General features: G+C 69.0%; 18 protein-coding genes and 1 pseudogene. 7 read left to right on the forward strand and 12 right to left on the reverse strand.

Annotated elements, in window-relative coordinates; all coding sequences use genetic code 11:
* Window positions 1-43: 43 nt before the first annotated feature.
* Complete coding sequence (locus ACRWNM_RS10110) at window positions 44-772, reverse strand: dienelactone hydrolase family protein (RefSeq protein ID WP_431965869.1); 729 nt, start codon at window positions 770-772, stop codon at window positions 44-46.
* Between the two features lie 151 nt (window positions 773-923).
* A complete protein-coding gene (locus tag ACRWNM_RS10115) occupies window positions 924-1,598 on the reverse strand; it encodes a histidine phosphatase family protein (RefSeq protein WP_431965871.1) in 675 nt (224 codons plus the stop codon).
* 202 nt (window positions 1,599-1,800) lie between these two features.
* On the opposite strand from ACRWNM_RS10115, the gene ACRWNM_RS10120 reads away from it, so the two are divergent.
* The gene (locus ACRWNM_RS10120) at window positions 1,801-2,640 is read left to right on the forward strand and encodes an SDR family NAD(P)-dependent oxidoreductase (RefSeq protein WP_431965873.1); all 840 of its coding nucleotides are present in this window, start codon (window positions 1,801-1,803) and stop codon (window positions 2,638-2,640) included.
* A gap of 23 nt (window positions 2,641-2,663) precedes the next feature.
* On the opposite strand, the gene ACRWNM_RS10125 is transcribed toward ACRWNM_RS10120, so the two are convergent.
* Window positions 2,664-4,388, reverse strand: a complete 1,725-nt coding sequence (locus ACRWNM_RS10125; RefSeq protein WP_431965875.1) for an aminotransferase class V-fold PLP-dependent enzyme — start codon at window positions 4,386-4,388, stop codon at window positions 2,664-2,666.
* A 148-nt stretch (window positions 4,389-4,536) separates the two neighbouring features.
* On the opposite strand from ACRWNM_RS10125, the gene ligD reads away from it, so the two are divergent.
* Window positions 4,537-5,505 carry a non-homologous end-joining DNA ligase gene (ligD, locus tag ACRWNM_RS10130; RefSeq protein WP_431965877.1) on the forward strand — a complete coding sequence of 323 codons (969 nt, stop codon included), beginning with the start codon at window positions 4,537-4,539 and terminating at the stop codon, window positions 5,503-5,505.
* A 59-nt stretch (window positions 5,506-5,564) separates the two neighbouring features.
* A complete protein-coding gene (locus ACRWNM_RS10135) occupies window positions 5,565-6,416 on the forward strand; it encodes an SDR family NAD(P)-dependent oxidoreductase (RefSeq protein WP_431965879.1) in 852 nt (283 codons plus the stop codon).
* 271 nt (window positions 6,417-6,687) lie between these two features.
* Here the strand turns inward: ACRWNM_RS10135 and ACRWNM_RS10140 are convergent, their stop codons facing one another.
* Window positions 6,688-7,185 (reverse strand): DUF1992 domain-containing protein, encoded by a 498-nt coding sequence (locus tag ACRWNM_RS10140; RefSeq protein ID WP_431965881.1) that lies wholly within the window; start codon window positions 7,183-7,185, stop codon window positions 6,688-6,690.
* Window positions 7,186-7,331: 146 nt separating this feature from the next.
* Here ACRWNM_RS10140 and fadD11 point away from each other — a divergent pair, with 146 nt between their 5' ends.
* The 3 genes from fadD11 to ACRWNM_RS10155 all read left to right on the forward strand — a co-directional run bounded on the left by fadD11 (window position 7,332) and on the right by ACRWNM_RS10155 (window position 11,680).
* Window positions 7,332-9,149 (forward strand): fatty acid--CoA ligase FadD11, encoded by a 1,818-nt coding sequence (fadD11, locus tag ACRWNM_RS10145; protein WP_431966173.1) that lies wholly within the window; start codon window positions 7,332-7,334, stop codon window positions 9,147-9,149.
* A gap of 130 nt (window positions 9,150-9,279) precedes the next feature.
* Window positions 9,280-10,335, forward strand: a complete 1,056-nt coding sequence (locus ACRWNM_RS10150; RefSeq protein ID WP_431965883.1) for a multicopper oxidase domain-containing protein — start codon at window positions 9,280-9,282, stop codon at window positions 10,333-10,335.
* A gap of 73 nt (window positions 10,336-10,408) precedes the next feature.
* The gene (locus ACRWNM_RS10155; RefSeq protein WP_431965885.1) at window positions 10,409-11,680 is read left to right on the forward strand and encodes a ZIP family metal transporter; all 1,272 of its coding nucleotides are present in this window, start codon (window positions 10,409-10,411) and stop codon (window positions 11,678-11,680) included.
* Between the two features lie 128 nt (window positions 11,681-11,808).
* Here ACRWNM_RS10155 and ACRWNM_RS10160 read toward each other — a convergent pair whose 3' ends face one another.
* From ACRWNM_RS10160 to ACRWNM_RS10175, 4 genes and pseudogenes are all read right to left on the reverse strand, one after another.
* Window positions 11,809-12,882 carry an MBL fold metallo-hydrolase gene (locus tag ACRWNM_RS10160; RefSeq protein WP_431965887.1) on the reverse strand — a complete coding sequence of 358 codons (1,074 nt, stop codon included), beginning with the start codon at window positions 12,880-12,882 and terminating at the stop codon, window positions 11,809-11,811.
* Window positions 12,883-13,016: 134 nt separating this feature from the next.
* Window positions 13,017-13,112, reverse strand: a pseudogene (locus ACRWNM_RS10165) (hypothetical protein); the annotation flags it as partial.
* A 96-nt stretch (window positions 13,113-13,208) separates the two neighbouring features.
* On the reverse strand, window positions 13,209-14,447 hold the full coding sequence (gene mshC / locus ACRWNM_RS10170; RefSeq protein ID WP_431965889.1) for a cysteine--1-D-myo-inosityl 2-amino-2-deoxy-alpha-D-glucopyranoside ligase: 1,239 nt from the start codon (window positions 14,445-14,447) through the stop codon (window positions 13,209-13,211).
* A gap of 250 nt (window positions 14,448-14,697) precedes the next feature.
* Window positions 14,698-15,717, reverse strand: coding sequence for an aldo/keto reductase (locus ACRWNM_RS10175; RefSeq protein ID WP_431965892.1), 1,020 nt, complete (start codon window positions 15,715-15,717; stop codon window positions 14,698-14,700).
* A gap of 69 nt (window positions 15,718-15,786) precedes the next feature.
* Here ACRWNM_RS10175 and ACRWNM_RS10180 point away from each other — a divergent pair, with 69 nt between their 5' ends.
* Window positions 15,787-16,653 carry an LLM class flavin-dependent oxidoreductase gene (locus ACRWNM_RS10180; RefSeq protein WP_431965894.1) on the forward strand — a complete coding sequence of 289 codons (867 nt, stop codon included), beginning with the start codon at window positions 15,787-15,789 and terminating at the stop codon, window positions 16,651-16,653.
* A 144-nt stretch (window positions 16,654-16,797) separates the two neighbouring features.
* Here ACRWNM_RS10180 and ACRWNM_RS10185 read toward each other — a convergent pair whose 3' ends face one another.
* The 4 genes from ACRWNM_RS10185 to ACRWNM_RS10200 all read right to left on the reverse strand — a co-directional run bounded on the left by ACRWNM_RS10185 (window position 16,798) and on the right by ACRWNM_RS10200 (window position 20,181).
* The gene (locus ACRWNM_RS10185; protein WP_431965896.1) at window positions 16,798-17,604 is read right to left on the reverse strand and encodes an SCO1664 family protein; all 807 of its coding nucleotides are present in this window, start codon (window positions 17,602-17,604) and stop codon (window positions 16,798-16,800) included.
* 3 nt (window positions 17,605-17,607) lie between these two features.
* Window positions 17,608-18,192 carry a DUF3090 domain-containing protein gene (locus ACRWNM_RS10190; RefSeq protein WP_067783416.1) on the reverse strand — a complete coding sequence of 195 codons (585 nt, stop codon included), beginning with the start codon at window positions 18,190-18,192 and terminating at the stop codon, window positions 17,608-17,610.
* Window positions 18,193-18,275: 83 nt separating this feature from the next.
* Window positions 18,276-19,022, reverse strand: a complete 747-nt coding sequence (locus ACRWNM_RS10195; protein ID WP_431965899.1) for a histidine phosphatase family protein — start codon at window positions 19,020-19,022, stop codon at window positions 18,276-18,278.
* 103 nt (window positions 19,023-19,125) lie between these two features.
* Complete coding sequence (locus ACRWNM_RS10200; protein WP_431965901.1) at window positions 19,126-20,181, reverse strand: undecaprenyl-diphosphate phosphatase; 1,056 nt, start codon at window positions 20,179-20,181, stop codon at window positions 19,126-19,128.
* Window positions 20,182-20,221 lie beyond the last annotated feature (40 nt).

The following is a 20,221-nucleotide window of genomic DNA, read 5'->3' on the forward strand; positions in this document are numbered from 1 at the left end:
GTGTGCGAGGCAAGCGGTGATCGTGCGGGCTCGATCTCGGCGGTTACCGCGACGGCGGGTTCTCCTGATCCGCCAAGTGGGTCTCGAAGAAGGCGAAGATGCGACGCCAGGCGTCGGCGGTCGCGTCGGCGTTGTAGCCGAGCCCGGTGACGCGCAGCAGCCGGTCGCCGGGGAAGGTGTTGGCGAAGCCGTGGGTGACGCCCGGGTACGTCTTGATGTCGTGGGCGACACCGAATTCGGTGAGCGTGCGCTCCAGTTTGGCGGGTGCGCCGACCAGGGACGGGTCGAGGCGGCCGTAGCTGGCGACCACCGGGCAGATGCCGTCGAGCAAGGTCCGGTAGTCGCCGTAGAGGCCCGGATAGAAGGGGGCCGCCGCGTCGAAGCCGCGGGGTGCGGTCAGTAGCGCGAACCCGCCGCCCATGCAGAAACCGATCACGGCGGTGCGGCCGGTGCACGCCGGATCGGCCACCAGGCGATCGCGTGCCGCGAGGATGTCGCGCAGCGGGACCGCGTCGGCGTCGGATTTGCCGCCGGTGAACCACAATGCGCGCATCACCGCCCGCATACAGCGTGCGCGGCCGCGCGAGAACAGATCGGGGGCGATCGCCAGGTAGCCGTGCTCGGCGAGCATCGCCACGTGCCCCTCGAGATCCGGGCCGAACCCCAGCACGTCGTGCACAACGACGACGCCCGGCCACGGACCCGCACCCGAAGGCCGGGCGATCAGCGCGGGCAGGGGGCCGTCCGGTGCGCTCAGCTCGACCGTGTCCATGATCGGAAATGTACGCCGTGCGGGTCGAGGGCGGGCCGCGTTGACGGAAGCGCGATTCGCCGGGCCTCGGCGGTTGCCCGGAGGATGCGGGCCCGACCGAAACTGGACCACCGACCGATCCGGCGCTGGTGCGGCGGGTTCGTCATCGCCTTCAGCAGGATGTCGTCGAAACCGGCGCCGGAGAAGGTCGCGACGCCGCTACCTCGAGATGGTGAGTGTCACCGAGGCTCGATACCTCGCGGTTGTGAAAGAAGTCGTCCTCGGTGAGCACGGTGATACTGCCCGACGCCGCTCGGAAGGCGACGTAACCCGCCGAATCGATCGGCATCCCGATCCACGCCGCCACCACGAATGTCATTGCGCCGCCGTGCGTCACGATCACTTGGTGCTCGCCGGGGCTGTCCAGGATCTCTCCCATCGCGGCGTAGATGCGCTGCGCCAGAGACATTTTGGTCTCCGCACCCGCGATGCCCTCGCCGTGGCGCAGACGTTCGCCGACCGCGGGCGGCGGAACGAATCGCCGATCCAGCCACGCCTGCGGCCGTCCGCCCGCCTCGCCGTAGGACTTCTCGCGCAGTCTCGCGTCGAGAATCGGCGCCACGCCCAACGCCTCGCCGATCGCTTCGGCCGTCTGCGCGGTGCGCAGCAGATCCGAGGAGTACACCCGCACATCGGCGTCCTCGGGTATCCGCGCCCGCAGTGCCTCGCCGATAGCCGCCGCGGCGCACAGGCCCGCCGCGGTGAGCTGCGAGTCGTACCAACCGCCGACCACCCGGTCGACGTGATGGGTCGCCTCCGGGTGCGTGACGACGTAGATCTTGCGCACCGAATCTCCTTCTCGCGCGGGCTGCCCGGAGCAGTTCGGGTGGCGCGCACGGCCGATCGCCGACCGCGCTGAAAGGGACTCCCACCCACTTTCACAGTAACGGCTCGGACAAGGAAAAACATCGGCCCGCAGGGCGATGTTCGATGGGAGGCACTTCCCTAGCCTGGTGACCTCTACCCGGATCGATCGATACGGAGGAACAGTGGACAATCTGGACGACAAGGTCGCCGTGGTCACCGGCGCCGGCAGTGGTATCGGGCGCGGGATGGCCGAAGCGTTCGTCGCGGCGGGTATGCGTGTGGTGCTCGCCGACATCGAGGAAGCCGCGCTCGGCGCCACCGCAGCCGAGCTGCGCGACGCGGGCGCCGACGTGCACCCCGTGGTCACCGACGTGTCGGTACCCGGCGACGTCGCCGGCCTGGCCGAATCCGCGTTGCGCGCCTACGGCGCCGTGCACGTGCTGTGCAACAACGCGGGCGTCTTCGCGGGCAGCAAGCCCAGCTGGGAGAGCACGCTCGACGACTGGGCGTGGGTGCTCGGCGTCAATCTGATGGGCGTGGTGCACGGCATCCGCGCGTTTCTGCCCGTGATGATCGAGCAGGGCGAGCAGGCGCACATCGTCAACACCGCGTCGATCGCCGGATTGATCGCGGGCGGCTCGGTGTACGGGGCGTCGAAAACCGCTGTGGTCGCGCTCTCGGAAACCGTCCAGTTCGAACTCGTCGACGGCGGATACCGGCCGCGCGTCTCGGTGCTGTGCCCCGGACTGGTCGACACCGGTATCTACATGTCCGAACGCAATCGCCCGGCGCGATATCCACGGGTCGGCCCGCGCCCGAGTGGTTGGTCGATCGACGCGGCCAGGCAGGCGTTCCAGCAGGGCCTCGATCCGCGCGGCGTCGGCGACCTGGTGGTGGAGGCGATCCGCGAGGAACGCTTCTACGTCCTCACCGGCACCGGATACCTCGAGCACATCCGGCACCGCGCCGAACAGATCGTCGAGCAGGAGAACCCGACGATGCCGCCGATGGTGGCGAACTGATCCACCCGGGTGCGCACCAGCCTTCACCGAGAATCGGGCGCCAGGCATTGCGGCGGCAGCGGGAACCAGCGCAGCGCTTCGAAATGCGATGGGAGGCCGGTGTAACCGTCGGGGACCTCATCGGGGCGTGCCTCGAACAGGGCGCGGGCCGTACGGAGGTGTTCGGCCAACGCGTCCTCGTCGAGGGTCTCGCGGTCTGTCGAATAGTGCAGCGCGCCCGCGCTGTCGTACCAGAGGTCCGCCAGACGCAGCGGGGGCTGGTGGGTCCCCTCGCGGTGGCGCCACAGGCCGGTGTCCGGACTGAAGACGTAGTCGGTGAGGAGACGGTGGCCGAACGAGGCCAGCAGTTCCACGGCCTCGATCAGATAGTCGCGCACGGTGTCGGAAATGAAGTAGTTGAAGTTGACACGTGTCCAGCCGGGTTTGATGCCTTCGCAACCCAGGGCGATCTCGTCTCGGTAGGCGGCCGAATTCTGCGCATCGATCGCCAGGAGCCGGTGCCCGTACGGGCCAGCGCAGGAGCAGCCGCCGCGAGCTTGGATGCCGAACAAATCGTTGAGCAGCGCGACGACGTAGTTGTGGTGCAGGTAGCGATCCACACCGGACCGGACGCGGAAGGACACGATGGACAGTCGTCGGGCACGAGGGTGGCCGAGGATATCGATGTTCGGGTGATCGCGCCACCGGCCGAAGGCATGACGCCACAGCCGCTGTTCCCGTTGCTCGATGAGGTCGGTACCGACCGCGTCTTTGAGCGCGAAGACCAGACCGGCACGGATCGACTCGATGATCGCCGGGGTTCCGCCCTCTTCCCTGGCAACGGGATCATCCAGGTAGCGGTGCCCGATCGGGTCCACGAACGCCACCGTGCCGCCGCCCGGCACGGTGGGCACGGCGTTGCGCACCAACTCACGACGGACCACCAGAACGCCAGGAGTCTGCGGTCCGCCGACGAACTTGTGCGGCGAGAGGAAGATCGCGTCCTTGTGGTCGCCACGACCGGGAGCGCTCTCCCGCACCCGGATCGGCACGTAGGGACCGGCAGCAGCGAAGTCCCAGAAGGACAACGCGCCGTGCTCGTGAAGCAGGGCGGCGATCCGGTCGGTATCCGATAAGACGCCGGTGACATTCGAGGCGGCCGAGAAGCTACCTATGCGCAACGGCCGGTCCGCGTAGTGGATCAGCCGCTGCTCGAGTTGTCGCTGATCGATCTGACCGTCGGCGTCTTCGTCGATCACCACCAGGTCGGCGATGGATTCCCGCCATGGCAACTCGTTGGAGTGGTGTTCGTAGGGACCGATGAAGACCACCGGTCGCTGCGCATCGGGAATCTTCCCGTCCCACCGGTAACGCTCGACCAGCCCGGACGGAACGCGGAGCTCGAGAATGCCCACCAGCTTGTTTACCGCCGCCGTGGCCCCGGACCCGCAAAAGATCACCAGATCGTTCTCGGTGCCGCCGACGGCGTCGTGGATGATCCGGCGTGCGTCCTGCCGCAGCAGTGAAGTCTGCAATCCGGTGCCGGAGCTCTCGGTGTGGGTGTTGGCGTAGCGCGGCAACACCTGCCCGCGGATGAAGTCTTCGAGGAAATCCAGCGACCGGCCCGAGGCGGTGTAGTCGGCGTAGGTGATCCGGCGCCGACCATAGGGTCCGTCCAAGACCGCGCCTTCACCGATAACCCCCTGCCGAACTCGCTCGAGCAACGGTGAGGTGGGGACCGGCGCGGCCGAGACATCCACACTTCCCATTGTCATGTCCATGCCGTCCCTCTTTTCACCGTGGAGCACCGATACCCGGCTACCAACCACCGTGCCCCGGAGCCACGCGCCGCGCCAGGGCCATTGGTCCGCCTGCTGAATTATTCGAGCAACTATTTGCTGAAGATATGCTGTATCGGTGGTGTCCGCGCCGCCGCCGATGCTGGCCCGTTCCGGACGACCGCCCGCTGACCCGGACGGTTGGGCTTTCGAGATGAAATGGGACGGCATGCGCGCCATCGCCGCGGCGGCCGAAGGGACGTGTCAGCTCTACAGCCGCAACCGCAAACAGGTCACCGGCTCGTTCCCCGAGATCGCCGCCGCCGTCGCCGCCGCGGCAGGCGATCACCGGGTGACCATCGACGGAGAGATCGTCGCGCCGGAGCGAGCGAGCGGCGCACCGTCGTTCTCCCGGCTTCAGCGACGCATGCACGTGCAGACGCCGTCCGCGCAGCTGATCCACGACGTTCCCGTGCTCTACATGATCTTCGACCTGCTCGCCCTCGACGGGCACGCCACCGTCGCCGTGCCGTACTCGCAGCGGCGAGAACTGCTGGCGCGGCTCGACCTCGCCCGCCCGCCGATCCAGTTGTCGCCCTATTGGACCGACGTCGATCCCGAGACGCTGGCGGCGGCCGCGGCGGAGAACGGGCTAGAGGGCCTGGTCGCCAAACGCCTCGACTCCACGTATCAACCCGGCGAGCGGACGCGCAACTGGATCAAGACGCCGTTCCGGAAGACCGCCGAAGCCGTCATCGCCGGATGGTTGCCGGGAAATGGCCCGTTCGCCAAGACATTCGGCTCTTTGATACTGGGAGCACACAATTCGGCGGGGCGGCTGGTGCCGATCGGGAACGTCGGCACCGGATGGACACTCGTCGAACGCCGCAGCCTGCGCGCCCGCCTCGACGAAATCGCCCGTCCCGATACGCCTTTCGATGTGCCGCCGCCGCGCGCGGTGGCAGCGGCGGCGCACTGGGTCGAGCCCGAATTGGTCGCCGATATCGAATATCGCGAGGCCACATCCGAGGGATTGCGTCATCCCAGCTGGCGGGGGCTGCGCATCGACAAGACTCCCGCCGAGATCACTTGGGAAGCACCAGAGTAGAAGCAACGAACGCTCACGCTCAGCGCCTCTCACCGCTGACCTCACCCGGAGAACGAATCATGAGCCGCTACAGCCTGCGAGACAAAGTCGTCCTGATCACCGGCGCCACCGGCGGCATCGGAGCCGCCTGTGCCCGTGAACTGCTCGACCGTGGAGCTCGGCTGGTCCTCGTCGACCTGGACCAGGCCGCCCTCGACGCTCTCGCCGCCGAGCTGGGGCGCGACGCGGTGCTCGCGGTCACCGCCGACGTGACCTCCCTCGCGCGGATGCGCTGGGCCGCCGATCAGGCGGTCGCCCGCTTCGGCCGCATCGACGTCGTGTTCGCCAACGCCGGTATCGCCGTCGATCCGCCGGTCACCGTCGCCACCGCCGACGTGGCGGCCTACGAAAAGGTCATCGAGGTGAACCTGCTCGGCGTGTGGCGCACCGTCAAAGCCTGCCTGGACGAGGTCGTCCGCAACGACGGCTACGTCCTGGTGAACGCGTCGATCTACGCGTTCATGAACGGACTCGCCAACTCCGCCTACGCCACGTCCAAGGCCGGGGTCGAAATGTTCGGCCGCTCGCTGCGAGCCGAGCTCGTGCACACCGGCGCTCGCGCAGGCGTCCTGCTTCCCGGCTGGGTCGTCACACCCCTCGCCCGCCCCGCGCTCGGCGGCAACCGGACCGCGACCACCATGGCCGAACGCGCCTTCAAAGGCCCGCTGGGAAAACCGGTACAGCCCGAACAGATCGCACGCGCGGTCGCGGCCGGTATCGAACGACGAGCGGCCCGCATCGTCGAACCCCGACGCTGGGTACCGTTCTCACTGCTCCGCGGCCTTTTCGCCACCGCAACCGACGCCTGGCTCGACCGGGACACCACCATGGCCACACACATTCAGCGTCTCGAATCCGAAGCGAAACGCTGACCCGGGCGCGGTCGGCGCATCCCGTACCACCCGGGCGCCGACGGGTTGCCGCGATACCCCGGTGGCCGGATCGCCCGGGCAGAGTTCGCCGAAATCGACGACGCCGGACAGTGTTCCGTCCGCGACGACGATGCCGCGCTGCAATCGCCACAGACGCGACCGGTGCGGGGTTTGCCGACCTCACCGCGCTCGATGCCATCGGTGCCGCGCTGCGGATCGGCACACGCGCAACCGGTGTGAAAACTGTCGATCTCGAGGCGGGTGGCGGACGTCAGCGGCGGAAACGCTGCCACCACCGGCGCGGCGGCGGACTCGCGGCCTCCGGCGCACGCCGCGGAGCAGCAGACGACGACGTCCCGGGCGCGAGTGTGTGGTCGGCACGCCAGTGAGCCACCACCGCGTCGGCGTCCACCGGCCCGACCGGCACGTGCGGCGGCGTCGGCGCCCGCAGATAGCGGACCACGCGCCGATTGAGTTCGGCGATCGCGGCGCGAACCTGACGCTCGGCATCGAATTCGGCCACCGTCTCCTCAATGCGCTCCACATCGCGGCGCAGAACGAGCGAGTCCGGCAGCATGCCGTCGGCGCGCACCCCTTCGCGCCGCAGGTAGTCGCGCAACCACCAGTTCTCGTCCACGGGGGTGCCCGCCCCGGGAATCGGGCGGCCCGCGCCGCGCAGATTGTCGAACTCGCCGCGCTCGGTAGCCTCGCGGACCTGTTTGTCGATCCACGATTCGAAGGTCAGATCCGGCGGTTTGCGCTCGGTCACGTCATCCAGCGTACCGAGGCGGGTGTGGCGGCTTCGCGACGTCGGAATGGGATTGTCCGAGAACAGGATTCGGGGAAAGTCCGCGCGTGACCGCTGGCGCGACCTACCGTCGAGGCACAGTGCCGGGCGTCGTGAGTGAGACCGAAATGACCGAACCGAACACCTCCTGTGCCGCTTTTCAGCGCGTGGCCGCGATCGATCCGGACGCCGTGGCCGTCCGATCGATCGGAGGGAAACAAAGCCTGACATGGCGCGAGTACGCCGACCAGGTCCGTGCCGTCGCCGGCGGACTCAGCGCGCTCGGCGTCGGGCGCGGCGACACCGTGGCGTTGATGATGGGCAACCGCGTCGAGTTCTATCCGCTCGAGGTCGGCGCGCAGCACACCGGCGCCACCTCGTTCTCGGTGTACAACACGCTCTCCCCCGACCAGTTGCGGTACGTGTTCACCAATGCGGGCAACCGGGTGGTGATCTGCGAGGAACAGTACGTCGAGCGGGTTCGCAGCTGCGGTGCGCCGATCGAAACCATCGTCTGCGTCGACGGCGCGCCCGCCGGAACACTCGGCGTCACCGAACTCATGGCCTCGGCTGCCGCCGATTTCGATTTCGAGGCGACCTGGCGGGCCGTGCGCCCGGACGACATCGTCACCCTCTGCTACACCTCCGGCACCACCGGCAACCCCAAGGGCGTGGAGATCACCCACGAGAATCTGCTGTTCGAGGCGCGCGCGTTCGCCTCGGTGCTGCCGGTCGAATTCGGCGACCGCCAGACCTCGTACCTGCCGACCGCGCACATGGCCGACCGATTCACCGCGCTGTATCTGCAGGAGGTGTTCGGCACGCAGATCACCGCCGTCCCCGATCGCGCCCAGTTGCCCGCCGCGCTGCTCGACGTGCGCCCCACCATCTGGGGCGCCGTGCCGCGGGTGTGGGAGAAGTTCAAGGCGGCGATCGAGTTCTCTGTCGCGAACGAGGCCGATCCCACTACCAAAGCCGCCCTGCAGTGGGCCCTCGACACGGCCCGCCGCAAGGCCGAGGCCCGGCTGCGCGGCGAGTCGCTCGATCCCGCCCTCGCCGAGGAATGGGCGCGCGCCGATGCCGCTGTGCTGTCGAAGCTGCGCGCGAAACTCGGCCTGGACCAGGTGAAGTGGGCGATGTCGGGCGCCGCGCCGGTGCCGCCGGAGACGCTCGGCTTCTTCTTCGGGCTCGGTATCCCGATCTCCGAGGTGTGGGGCATGTCCGAGCTGACCTGCGTGGCCAGCGTCAGCCCGCCGCAGCAGGCGCGCCTCGGCACCGTCGGCAAACTACTGCCCGGGCTCGAGGGCGCCGTCGCCGAGGACGGTGAATTCCTGGTGCGGGGACCGCTGGTGATGCGCGGTTACCGCAAGGAACCGGACAAGACCGCCGACGCGGTCGACGACGAGGGCTGGCTGCACACCGGTGACATCATCACCGTCGACGCGGACGGCTACCTGAAGGTGGTCGACCGCAAGAAGGAATTGATCATCAATTCGGCGGGCAAGAACATGTCTCCCGCCAATATCGAGAACGCCGTCAAGGCGGCCACGCCGCTGGTCGGATCGCTGGCCGTGATCGGGGACCGGCGGCCGTTCACCACCGCGCTCATCGTGCTCGACGCCGAATCCGCGGCACCCTATGCCGCACAGCACGGACTGCCGGATTCTTCGGCCGCCGCGCTGGCCGCCGACCCGGGCGTGATCGCGGCGATCGCGCGCGGCGTCGCGGCGGGCAACGCGACGCTGTCGCGGGTCGAGCAGGTCAAGCGGTTCACGATCCTGCCCGTCTTCTGGGAGCCGGGCGGCGACGAGATCACCCTGACCATGAAACTGCGCCGCAAGCCCATCGCCGAGAAGTACGCGGTCGAGATCGAGGCGCTCTACGCGGATCGGCCGGACGGTTCGGTGCACGAGCCGATCGAAGCGCTGGACATCGCGGTGAGCTAGGCGGCGACCGCCCGCACACCGAACCGACCGGCCTGAACGGTACCCCGCATAGTTGTATTAGTGTTCCCGCAGATCTAATTTAGGTAGTACGAAACTTTGCGGAAAGGCGTGAGCAGTGCAGCGGGACTCGATGAGGGGAGCTTCGCGGCGGGGTTTTCTGGCGGGCGGCAGCGCGCTACTCGGCCTCGGCGGCGCGGCGGTGGCGGCGCGGGCGGGCCTGTCGGAGGCACAGCCGCGCACGGAACAGACCGGCGGCGGACACGGCATGCACGGCGCGGTCGCCCACGGCGGCGGCGCCAGCGGGCCGACGTTCCGCATCGGCTCGACGGTCGACCACGACGCCAACGGATTCAACCCCACCGACATCCTGCGCGACTTCGACTACGGCACCGTCTCGAAAACCCGTGACGGGCGCACTCTGCGGGAGTGGGAGATCGCCTCCAGCGACAAGGAACTCGAGGTCGCGCCGGGCGTGAAGTTCCCGGCCTGGGTGTTCGACGGGCGCATCCCCGGTCCCACTCTGCGCTGCACCGAAGGCGACCTGCTGCGCGTCACCTTCACCAACGGCTCCCAGCACCCGCACACCATGCATTTCCACGGGATCCACCCCGCGGCGATGGACGGCACCCCGGGTCTCGGCGCCGGGCTCATCGAACCCGGGCAGACCACCGTCTACGAATTCGACGCGACTCCCTTCGGGCTGCACCTCTACCACTGCCACGTCGGGCCGCTCGCCGAGCACATCGCGCGCGGCATGTACGGGACGTTCATCGTCGACCCGCCGCAGCCGCGGCCCGCGGCCGACGAACTGGTCATGGTGCAGCACGGCTACAACACCACCTTCGACGCCGAAGGCAATCAGCTCTACGCCGTCAACGGCATCCCGTTCCACTACATGCACGAACCGGTGCGGGTGAAACGCAACGAGCTGGTGCGCATCTACCTGGTCAACGTGCTCGAGTACGACCCGATCAACAGCTTCCACGTGCACGGCAACTTCTTCGACTACTACCCCACCGGAACTCGCCTGCAGCCAACGGAATACACCGACACCATCGTCCAGGGCCAAGGCCAGCGCGGCATCTGCGAACTGCGGTTCCCGTATCCGGGCAAGTACATGTTCCACGCGCACAAGTCCGAGTTCGCCGAACTGGGGTGGATGGGATTCTTCGAGGTGACCGAATGAGCGAACGCAGTGAGCGAATCATGTGCCGGCGCGCCTCACGCATGCCGGAGCCGAGCGTCAGCGAGGCGCAGGCATGAGTGAGCGAACCGAGATCGAGATCGAGACCGAGCGCGAGCCGGTCACCGCACCCGAGATCGAGGCCGAGGCGAAGCGGGAACCGGCGAGCGGGTGGCGCGGCTGGGCGTCGACCGTCGCGGTGGTGCTGTTGCTCGGGTTGGCGTTGGCGGCGCTGGCCGTCGTCGGCGGGCGTTCGCTGCCCGAGCGGATCGGCCCGCCCGTCGAAGAGATCGCGGTCGAACAAGTTCGAATGTCGCCGGGCCGTATCGATCTCACCGTCCGCAATGCCGGACCCGATCCGGTGCAGGTGGCGCAGGTGTTCGTCAACGACGCCTTCGTCGACGTGCGCGGCGGCGAGGAACCGATCGGGCCGCGTCGCAGCACCGTGCTCACCCTGGACTACCCGTGGCAGGAGGGCCAGCCGTATCTGGTGTCCATGCTGACCTCCACCGGGCTGGTCGTCGAACACGAGATCGGCGCGGCCGTCGAAACGCCCACCGGCGGTCGCGACCTGTTCGCGGTGATGGCGCTGCTCGGCACCTACGTGGGCATCGTCCCCGTCGTGCTCGGCATGCTGCTGCTTCCGGTGCTGCGGCGAATCGGCAAGGGCGGCATCCGTTTCCTGCTCGCGGTGACCGTCGGACTGCTGATATTCCTTGCCGTCGACGCGGTCTTCGAAGGGTTCGAACTCGGTGACCGGTCGGCTGGCGCGTTCGGCGGGATCAGCCTGCTCGCGCTCGGGGCGATCCTCGCCTTCCTCGCGCTCACCTTCGTCGACCGCTGGCTGCACCACCGCACCGACGGCGCGGGCGGACGCGGCGGCGGACGGCTGGCGCTGATGATCGCCATCGGCATCGGCCTGCACAACCTCGGTGAGGGGCTGGCCATCGGATCCGCCTACGCGCTGGGCGAACTCGCGCTCGGCGCGGCGCTGGTGATCGGCTTCGCGCTGCACAACACCACCGAAGGGCTGGCGATCGTGAGCCCGCTGCTCGCGGCGCAGCGCCCCGGCGTGCCGCGACTGCTCGGGCTCGGGCTCATCGCGGGCGCGCCCGCGATCCTCGGTGCGGTGCTCGGGGCGGGCGTCAACAATGCCGAACTGTCGCTGCTGTTGCTCGGTTTGGGCATCGGTGCGATCGCGCAGGTCGTCGTGCAGATCGCGCCCGCGTTGCGCACCACCGACGATCGAGCGACCGGAACCGTGGCCGCGATGGACGCCACCGCCATCCTGGGCGTCGCTGTCGGCGTAGCGGCGATGTACGCGACCGGCCTCTTGGTGCTGGCCTGACCTGAATTGTGGCTGGACCACAGGTTTCGCACGCCTCACATAGACAGCGTCTGTGTGAGGCGTGCGTGCGGTGGGTGGGATCGCGGCAGTTCGTTGTCGCGGTTGGTGGGTGAAAGTGTTCTGCCGGTTCAGAGTGTGAAGGTGAGGCGGGCTGGGCTGAGGTAGTCGGTGGGGTCGTGCATCGTGCGCAGTTCCGGGCGTCGCCCGGGGGCCAGGCGCGCGAGTTCGGTACGTAGCGGTGCGTCGTAGGTGGCGGCGCTCGCCGTCAGGCCGGGCAACCAGTTGTCGTGGTGGGCCGGGACGAAGAGCGAGGAGCCCAGTGCCTCGATGTACTTACGCGGGTCGCGCAGTCCGTTGGTGATCTGGTTGTAGCCCTGCACCGCGCCGATGTGCACGTCGGTGCTCGGCAATCCCGCCAGCACGTCGAAGACGTCGGGCGCCTTCTCCGTCAGCGGGCCCGCCGAATCGTGCCAGGTCAGCGTGAAACCGGGCACGCGGAATTGGTACAGCAGGACACCGCCCTCCGGATCGAGCAGGCGCGGCAGCGTCTGGCGCAGATCGGTGAGCGTCGGACGATGGCGCCGGATCGGGCCCAGTTCGGGACGCGGGAAGAACCGCCGCGCCTCGTCGGCCGGGTCCTCCGGGGTGCGCGCCGAGTGCAGGTGCCGCACCGCGGTGATCTCGACCCCGGCCACGGTGACCTCGTGGCGCTGCCCGATGGGGGTGTGCGCGTCGCCGAGCGCCGCCGTCGGGAACGTCGCCTCGGGGACTTGGCCACGGATGGCGGCGCAGTGTTCGGCCGTGCCGTAGACGGTCGCGCCGCTCGCCTCGGCGATCGCGCCCGCGTCACCGGCGTGATCGAAATGGCCGTGGCCGATGAAGATCGCGGCGGGACGCAGGTCCGCCAACTCCTGCGGGGTCGCGGGCACGTAACCGGAGCTGGTCACCCGCGGCACCCACGCGTCGAGCAGGAACACCGAACCGCCTAGCGCGAGCGCGTACGTCGTGCACCCGACCCACGACAGCACCGCCCGATCGGCCTGCACCGCACCGGTCTCGGGATCCGCCGCGTCGCCGAAGAATCGCCGTCGCGCCGCCACCGTCCGCGCGTCCCCCGGCTCACCCACCGGGTCCAGCCGCAGCGGCCCGCCCAGTGCGCCACGGAGACCGGCGATCAGAGAACCAGGATGCAGATTGCACATTCGTGAACCAGATCACGGAACGCGACGTTCGGCAAGCCTTCGGAACCGGTCGCCCGCGGGCGAGTCCCCGTCGGCACAACCCGTCGCCTCGACGGAAAGCTTCGCGCCGAGAATGCGGTGGGTGACGACGCGGTTGCGTGTCCGTCGTTGTGCCGCAGACCCTCACCCGTCAGCGTGGTTCGCCCGGCGGTCGCTCCGAGCACGAACCCGCGCGCGAGCTGATCCGCGGCCCGCGTCGACACAATCGACGACCGGCCCAGACCGGCTCCCGTGCCCGGTTCGCGGGCTCTCATGGCCTCGGACGGGGCAGCGTGCGGGTCGAACCCCTAGAGCTCGACGCCGAGCAGCGCGTCGAGGGCCGTCGCGATCGAACCGGGCGCTGCGGCGTCGGGGCCGCCGTAATCGAGCGCCTGGGCGACCCAGTTGTCCACGGCGGCAAGGGCTTTCGGGGTGTCGAGATCGTCGGCCAGGTGTTGGCGCAGGCGGGCGACGGTGTCCTCGGCGGCGGGGCCGGAGGCCAGGGTGGTGGCGCTGCGCCACCGGTCCAGACGCGCCACGGCCTCGGTCAGGACCTGGTCGGTCCACATGCGGTCCTGGCGGTAGTGCCCGGCGAGCAGGCCGAGGCGGATGGCGGCCGGGTCGACGCCGGACTCGCGCAGCTTCGAGACGAGCACCAGGTTGCCCCTGGACTTCGACATCTTCTCGCCGTCGAGGCCGATCAGACCGGCGTGCACGTAGTGGCGGGCGAAGCGGCGGCCCGCGACGAGGGATTCGGCGTGCGCGGCGGAGTACTCGTGGTGCGGGTAGATCAGATCACTGCCGCCGCCCTGGATGTCGAACTCCGGGCCGAGGCGGTTGAGCGCGATCGCCGAACACTCGATGTGCCAGCCGGGACGACCCGCACCGAACGGAGCGGGCCAGGACGGCTCGCCGGGGCGGGCGGCGCGCCACAGCAGCGCGTCGATGGTGTCGCGCTTGCCAGGGCGGTCCGGGTCGCCGCCGCGCTCGGCGAAGAACCGTTCCATGGTCGCGCGGTCGTAGCCGGATTCGTACCCGAACTGATCGTTGGCGTCGGCGCGGAAGTAGATGTCGGGGTACTCCGCGTCGTCGACGACGTAGGCCGCGCCCGAGGCGAGCAGTTTCTGCACGAACTCGATCACTTCGTCCACCGACTCGATGGCGCCCACGTATTCGCGCGGCGGCACGATGCGCAGCGCCCGCATGTCCGAACGGAACAGATCGATCTCACGGGTGCCCAGGTCACGCCAGTCGATGCCGTCGCGGGCGGCACGCTCGAACAGCGGATCGTCGACGTCGGTGACGTTCTGCACGTAATGCACGTCGTGGCCCGCGTCGCGCCACAGCCGGTTGACCAGGTCGAAGGTCAGGTAGGTCGCGGCGTGCCCGAGGTGGGTGGCGTCGTAGGGGGTGATCCCGCAGACGTACATGGTGGCGGTGGCGCCCGGGGTGACCGGCCGCACCCGTGCGTCGGCGGTGTCGTACAACCGCAACGGTGGCCCTGCTCCGGGGATGGTTGGTAGGGCGATATCGGACCAGGACTGCATGGTTCGAGGGTAAAGGTGTGGCCGAGCTCATCACCGCTCGACCCGGCTCCCCGGGCCACCGCGGTACCCGCGCACCCCTGTCGGGACCAGCCAAAACGAGACGGCTACCAGAAGTCAATGGTTTTGCTCACGTGGACGGGAACATCCGATGAATCCGGGAGTCCACGGTTCGCCCAGCAAACTACCCCGGGTCGCGGAAGCCATCCAAACCGGAGCGTGGCGCCCGGTCGCCGCTCGGCGGCGTGGCAATCTACAGCGAAGCGCCGCGCCGCCTGTCCACCCTGGTCGCGGCGGTGCCGAACACGAACGGATGCGGTTCGCACTCGGCCAGGAAATCGCCGGGAAATCCGCGCTCGAACGGTGCGGCGGCCTCCAGACAGCGCACCGCGTCCTCCGGCAGCGTCAGCTCGGCGGCGGCCAGGTTCTCGGTGAGTTGTCCGACACTGCTCACCCCGACCAGTGGCAGCACCGCGGGCGACTTGTGCTTGGTCCAGGCCAACGCCACCTGTGCGGGCCGGGCGCCGAGCTCGGCGGCCACCTCGGCCACCGCCTCGGCGGCCGCACGCTCGCGCGCGGTGAGCGCGGCCGGATCGACCCGTCTGCCGGTCGCGCCGGACAGCTTTCCCGCGGCGAGCGGCGCCCACGCGGTGACGCTCATCCCGAACGCTTCGGCCATCGGCAACAGTTCGCGTTCGACGTCGCGGTGCAACAGGTTGTACGGCACCTGGAGCCCGGCGAACGGCGTCCGATCCCGCCACTGCGCCAGGGTGTTGGCGCGCGCGACGATCCACGCGGGCGCGTCGGAGATCCCCAGGTACAGCACCTTGCCTGCCGACACCGCGTCGTCGAGAGCGCGCACGGTCTCCTCCAAGGGAGTGTGTCGATCCCAGACGTGCACCCAGAGGATGTCGACATAGTCGGTGCGCAACCGGCGCAGGCTGCGCTCCAGCGAGAGCGTCAAGTTCTTGCGGTGGTTGCCCGCGGCGTTCACATCGTCGGGATCGCGGCTGAGGGTGTACTTGGTGCCGAGAACGAAACGGTCGCGCCGGGCGCCGAGGATCTCGCCGAGAATGTCCTCGCCGTCGCCGTAGGCGGACGCCGTGTCGAGCACATTGCCGCCCGCGTCGGCATAGGCGTCGACGATCTCGCGCGCTCGCGAAGGATCATCGAATCCCATTGTGCCGAGAACGATTTCGGATACGCGGAGGCCAGTGGTGCCGAACGGTCGGTAGCGCAGCATGGATCGAGTCTCGCGGAGGGGACGCGCCATAGGGAGGCCCTGAGAGGGTCACCCTCTGACCGGACGAACTTGTCGGCGCCGACCGCTACCTTGGGTCGAGTGACGGTACTCGGCGCGATCGCGCTGCCCCAGATCCCGCCCGAACGGCTGCCCGAGGTCGCGGCGGCGGCCGAACAGAGCGAGCTGGCCGAATTGTGGCTGTGGGAGGACTGTTTCTGGGCCGCGGGCAGCGCGTGCGCGGCCACGGTGCTCGCCCACACCGAACGTCTGCGTGTCGGAATCGGCGTGCTGCCAGCGCCGCTGCGCAACGTCGCGTTGACCGCGATGGAGGTCGCGGCGCTGCTGCGGATGCACCCCGGACGGGTCATCCCCGGCCTCGGACACGGTGTGCAGGACTGGATGGGGCAGGTCGGCGCGCGCGTCGACTCCCCGCTGGGTCTGCTGCGCGAACAACTCACGGCGCTGCGCGCACTGCTGCACGGCGCAACGGTCGACATGTCCGGCAGATACGTCCATCTGGATCGGGTCGCCCTCGACTGGCCGCCCGGCACACCGCCGCCCCTCGTCGCGGGTGCGAGCGGACCCAAGACCCTGCGGCTGTCCGGCGAACTGGCCGACGGCACCGTCCTCACCAGCGCGACGACCCCGGACGGTATTCGCGCCGCCCGCCGACTCGTCGACGAAGGCCGCGCGAAAGCCGGGCGCACCGAACCGCACGACATCATCGTCTACCTGCTCAGCGCCAGCGGGCCGAACGCGACCGAACGCCTCGCCGCCGCCCGCCGACGCACAGGTCTGCCCGACACCGTCGGCGTCGCGGGCGATGCCCACGCCATCGCCGACGCGGTCCACCGTTGGTCGGCGGCGGGGGCCGACACCGTCGTCCTCGAACCCCTCCCCGACGAGCCGGATCCCCTCGCCTTCGTCCGCTTCGCAGGCGAACAGGTGCGCCCCCTGGTCGAATGATGGCGACATCGGGTGATCGGCGCGAACCTGAGCCCGGCGTACAGGGTCCCTAGTTGATCGGCCGCAAACCCGCACTCACCGCATCCCGGCACCGAGTGCACTTCCCGCCCTTCGGTTTCCCACCGCCGGGAACGAACAGTGGGCTCAGAACGCAGGCCACGGGATAGGCCGCGACGTTCGCGGCAGCGGCATCACCGGCTGGTCCAGCAGTTCCTTCGTGCGGCCCGCGAGCGCGTCGATTTCCGCGTCGGTGATGTGCGCGGCCAGCGCGTCGGCGAGTTCGCCGGGCAGCGCGGCGGCGAAGGCGGCGATGTCGGCGACCACATCCTCGCCGATCGGTCTGCCCGCCCAACCCCACAGCACGGTGCGCAACTTGTGTTCACTGTGCAGGCAGATGCCGTGGTCGACGCCGTACACCTGACCGTCGACGCCTTCCAACGCGTGCCCGCCCTTGCGATCGGCGTTGTTGAGCAGCACGTCCAGCACCGCCATGCGCCGCAGGCGCGGGTCGTCGGCGTGGATCAGGGAGACCTCGTTGCCCGCACCGTCCAGCGCGCGCAGCACCTCGCAGAAGCCCTCGGGGACCGCGCCGGGCGGGCAGAGGTCGACCAGATCGAGCCGGTTGCCCCGGTCGGTGTGATTGTCGACCGACTCCACCCAGCGCTGCACCATGCCGGGACCGTACGGGCCGTCACGCAGAATCGTCTCGGGAATCACGCCCCAGCCGAGCGCATCGGAGATCAGATACGACGCCACCTCGCGCCCGGCGAGGGTGCCGTCCGGGAAATCCCACAGCGGCCGCTCCCCGCGCACCGGCTTGTACACCACACGCAGTGGATCCCCGTCGACATCCTGGTCCACATCGCAGACGAGCGTCACGTTGCTCGCGGTGCTCACCCGCCCGATCACGCTCAGCTCACCGGTGGAGAACCCCTCGTCGACCCGCGCCACGCATCACTCCTCTAGCTCGGCCGCGCCGAAGATGTCTCCGCGCTTGTAGCCGTTCGTCCGCACGCACATGTGCCCGCGCGACGAAAGCGGTTCCCCGCACAGCGGACACGGCGGACGGCCCGCCGCGATCACCCGCGCCGAACGCAGCGCGAACTCGCGAGCCTGGATCGGAGTGAGGAACACCCGGACCGCGTCGGGGCCTTCCTCGGTGTCGTCCAGCACCACCGACTCGTCCACCTCGGTCTCGGTGATCGCCAGCAGCTCCACCACGACGGCGCCCGCGTCGGCGTCCCAGCCCAGACCCATGGTGCCGACCCGGAATTCGGCGTCGATCGGCGTCACCAGCGGATCGGTGTCGGTCACGTCGTCGGCCTGCGGCGGCACCTGCGCGCCGAAGCGGCGCGCCACCTCGTCCAGCAGCAGTCCCATGCGGTCGGCGAGCACCTTCACCTGCTGCTTCTCCAGCAGCACGCTCACCACGCGCGGCTGCTGCACCGCCTGCAGATAGAAGGCGCGATCGCCCGGCTCACCGACGGTCCCGGCGACGAAACGATCGGGGGTGCGAAATACATGGATTGCTCGTGCCATCTGCACCTCCTGATGCGTGACCCTGATCGACTCTCCGCGGCGCCCGGACTCCCGAAACACCGACTACTCGTTTACAAGGAATCTCAGCGCTCCGCATTCCCATTATCCGCACTTGGGGTACCACCTAGCTCGCCGCCGGGAACGGGGCCGGACGTATCGGATCGATTCGCCTCCACGTCGTTCGCTTGCGGTCGGGGTCTGATCGCCTCCAGCGCGCTCAGATCCGAACCGGTGTCGTTGAGCCGCCACACGTAGGGAGCGTGCGGGGTGTAGCGGACGACGCTGATCGACGCCGGTTCCACCACGATGCGCTGAAATCCGTCCAGGTGCAGGCCCAGTGCGTCGGCGAGCACGGATTTGATCACGTCACCGTGCGTGCACGCGACCCATAGCACGTCGTGGCCCTGCCGCTCGGCGAAGACGCGATCGTGTTCGCGGATCGCGGCCACCGCGCGGGCCTGCACCTGGGCGAGACCTTCGCCGCCGGGGAACACCGCGCCCGAGGCGTGCCGCTGTACGACCTTCCACAACGGTTCGGTGAGCAGGTCGGCGATCGGCTTGCCGGTCCACTCGCCGTAGTCGACCTCGATGAGCCGGTCGTCGTACTCCGGTTCCAGCCCGAGCTTGTCGGCCAGCGGACCGACCGTGCGCTGGCAGCGCAGCAGCGGCGAGTGCACGATGTGCTGGATCGGGAGTGCGCCGAGTCGTTCGGCGACCGCGCGCGCCTGATCGGCGCCGTGCTCGGTGAGATCGACTCCGGCGCTGCGGCCGGCGAGTGTGCGGGCGGTGTTCGAGGTCGACACGCCGTGTCGCAACAGGATCACCGTCATGCGGCCAGCTTAGTGGGCGCTGCCGGGCGAAGTCCGCCCACAGACCTGCGCACGGCCGGAGCGAAAGTGGTATGTCCAGTGGGCGCTGCCGGAGCGAAGCGGCTCATGTCGCCTGCACCACCCCGCCCGCGAGCAGACCCATGATCACCAAGCCGAGCACGATGCGGTAGCCGACGAACCAGTTGAACGAGTGCTTCGACACGAACTTCAGCAGCCACGCCACCGAGGCGTAGCCGACGACGAAGGACACGAGCGTGGCGACCAGCAGCTGCGGGCCGGACGCGTTGAGTCCCTCACCGGCGGGCGCGAACGCGTCGGGCAGGCTGAACAGGCCGGATGCGGTCACCGCTGGGATGGCAAGCAGGAACGAGAAGCGCACCGCGGCCTCGCGTTCCAATCCGAGGAACAGGCCCGCCGAGGAGGTGGCGCCGGAGCGCGACACGCCGGGGATCAGCGCCAGGCACTGGGCGAAACCCATCACCAGCCCGTCTCGGTTGGTCAGCTGCTCGATCGGTCGCCGCTTGGTGCCGTAGTACTCGGCGGCGGCGATCACCAGCGCGAAGGCGATCAGCATGAACGAGACCAGCCACAGGTTGCGCGCGCCGGTGCGGATCTGGTCCTTCAGCACGAAGCCGATGACGCCGATCGGGATGGTGGCGATGATCACATACCAGCCGATGCGGTAGTCGAGATCGCGCTGCCGGTCCTCGTCCAGTCCGTACGGAACGCCGCCTGCGGTGACGATGGGCAGTTTCGTGGTGACTTGGTCGGTGATCGGCACCATCTCCCTGGACCTGGCGCTGACCTTCTCGGTCAAGGTGGTGAACCAGGCGACGACGATGCGCCAGATGTCCTTGGCGAAATACACCAGCACAGCCGCCTCGGTGCCCAGCTGGGTGACCGCGGTGAACGAGGCGCCCGCGTCGTCGCCGAAGAACACGGAGGACACGATCCGCAGGTGCGCCGAGGAGGAAACCGGTAGGAATTCCGTCAGACCTTGCACCAGTCCGAGTACCAGTGCCTGCAACCAGGTCATCGACTCGCCCACGCAACCTCCTCTTCCACTGCCCGAAAAATCCATTCCGACTGGGCAATTGGTCCAGCGACGACCCCGCTCGCCGGAAAAAAGCGGCGCCGCAATACGGCAGCGACAGTACATGTCGCCCGGTGAACGCGTGATTCCGGCCGCTGCCGTGCCC

This window comes from Nocardia sp. bgisy134, assembly GCF_965341865.1.
In the GTDB taxonomy this organism is placed as follows: Bacteria; Actinomycetota; Actinomycetes; order Mycobacteriales; family Mycobacteriaceae; genus Nocardia.

Excerpts from the sequence above, each read along its gene's own strand:
- ACRWNM_RS10200 (WP_431965901.1), bottom strand. The coding sequence starts at position 20,181 with ATGTACTGTCGCTGCCGTATTGCGGCGCCGCTTTTTTCCGGCGAGCGG.
- ACRWNM_RS10195 (WP_431965899.1), bottom strand. The coding sequence starts at position 19,022 with ATGACGGTGATCCTGTTGCGACACGGCGTGTCGACCTCGAACACCGCC.
- ACRWNM_RS10125 (WP_431965875.1), bottom strand. The coding sequence starts at position 4,388 with ATGGGAAGTGTGGATGTCTCGGCCGCGCCGGTCCCCACCTCACCGTTG.
- ACRWNM_RS10110 (WP_431965869.1), bottom strand. The coding sequence starts at position 772 with ATGGACACGGTCGAGCTGAGCGCACCGGACGGCCCCCTGCCCGCGCTG.
- ACRWNM_RS10190 (WP_067783416.1), bottom strand. The coding sequence starts at position 18,192 with ATGGCACGAGCAATCCATGTATTTCGCACCCCCGATCGTTTCGTCGCC.
- ACRWNM_RS10160 (WP_431965887.1), bottom strand. The coding sequence starts at position 12,882 with ATGTGCAATCTGCATCCTGGTTCTCTGATCGCCGGTCTCCGTGGCGCA.
- ACRWNM_RS10175 (WP_431965892.1), bottom strand. The coding sequence starts at position 15,717 with ATGGCGCGTCCCCTCCGCGAGACTCGATCCATGCTGCGCTACCGACCG.
- ACRWNM_RS10155 (WP_431965885.1), top strand. The coding sequence starts at position 10,409 with ATGAGTGAGCGAACCGAGATCGAGATCGAGACCGAGCGCGAGCCGGTC.
- mshC (WP_431965889.1), bottom strand. The coding sequence starts at position 14,447 with ATGCAGTCCTGGTCCGATATCGCCCTACCAACCATCCCCGGAGCAGGG.
- ACRWNM_RS10135 (WP_431965879.1), top strand. The coding sequence starts at position 5,565 with ATGAGCCGCTACAGCCTGCGAGACAAAGTCGTCCTGATCACCGGCGCC.
- fadD11 (WP_431966173.1), top strand. The coding sequence starts at position 7,332 with ATGACCGAACCGAACACCTCCTGTGCCGCTTTTCAGCGCGTGGCCGCG.
- ACRWNM_RS10150 (WP_431965883.1), top strand. The coding sequence starts at position 9,280 with ATGAGGGGAGCTTCGCGGCGGGGTTTTCTGGCGGGCGGCAGCGCGCTA.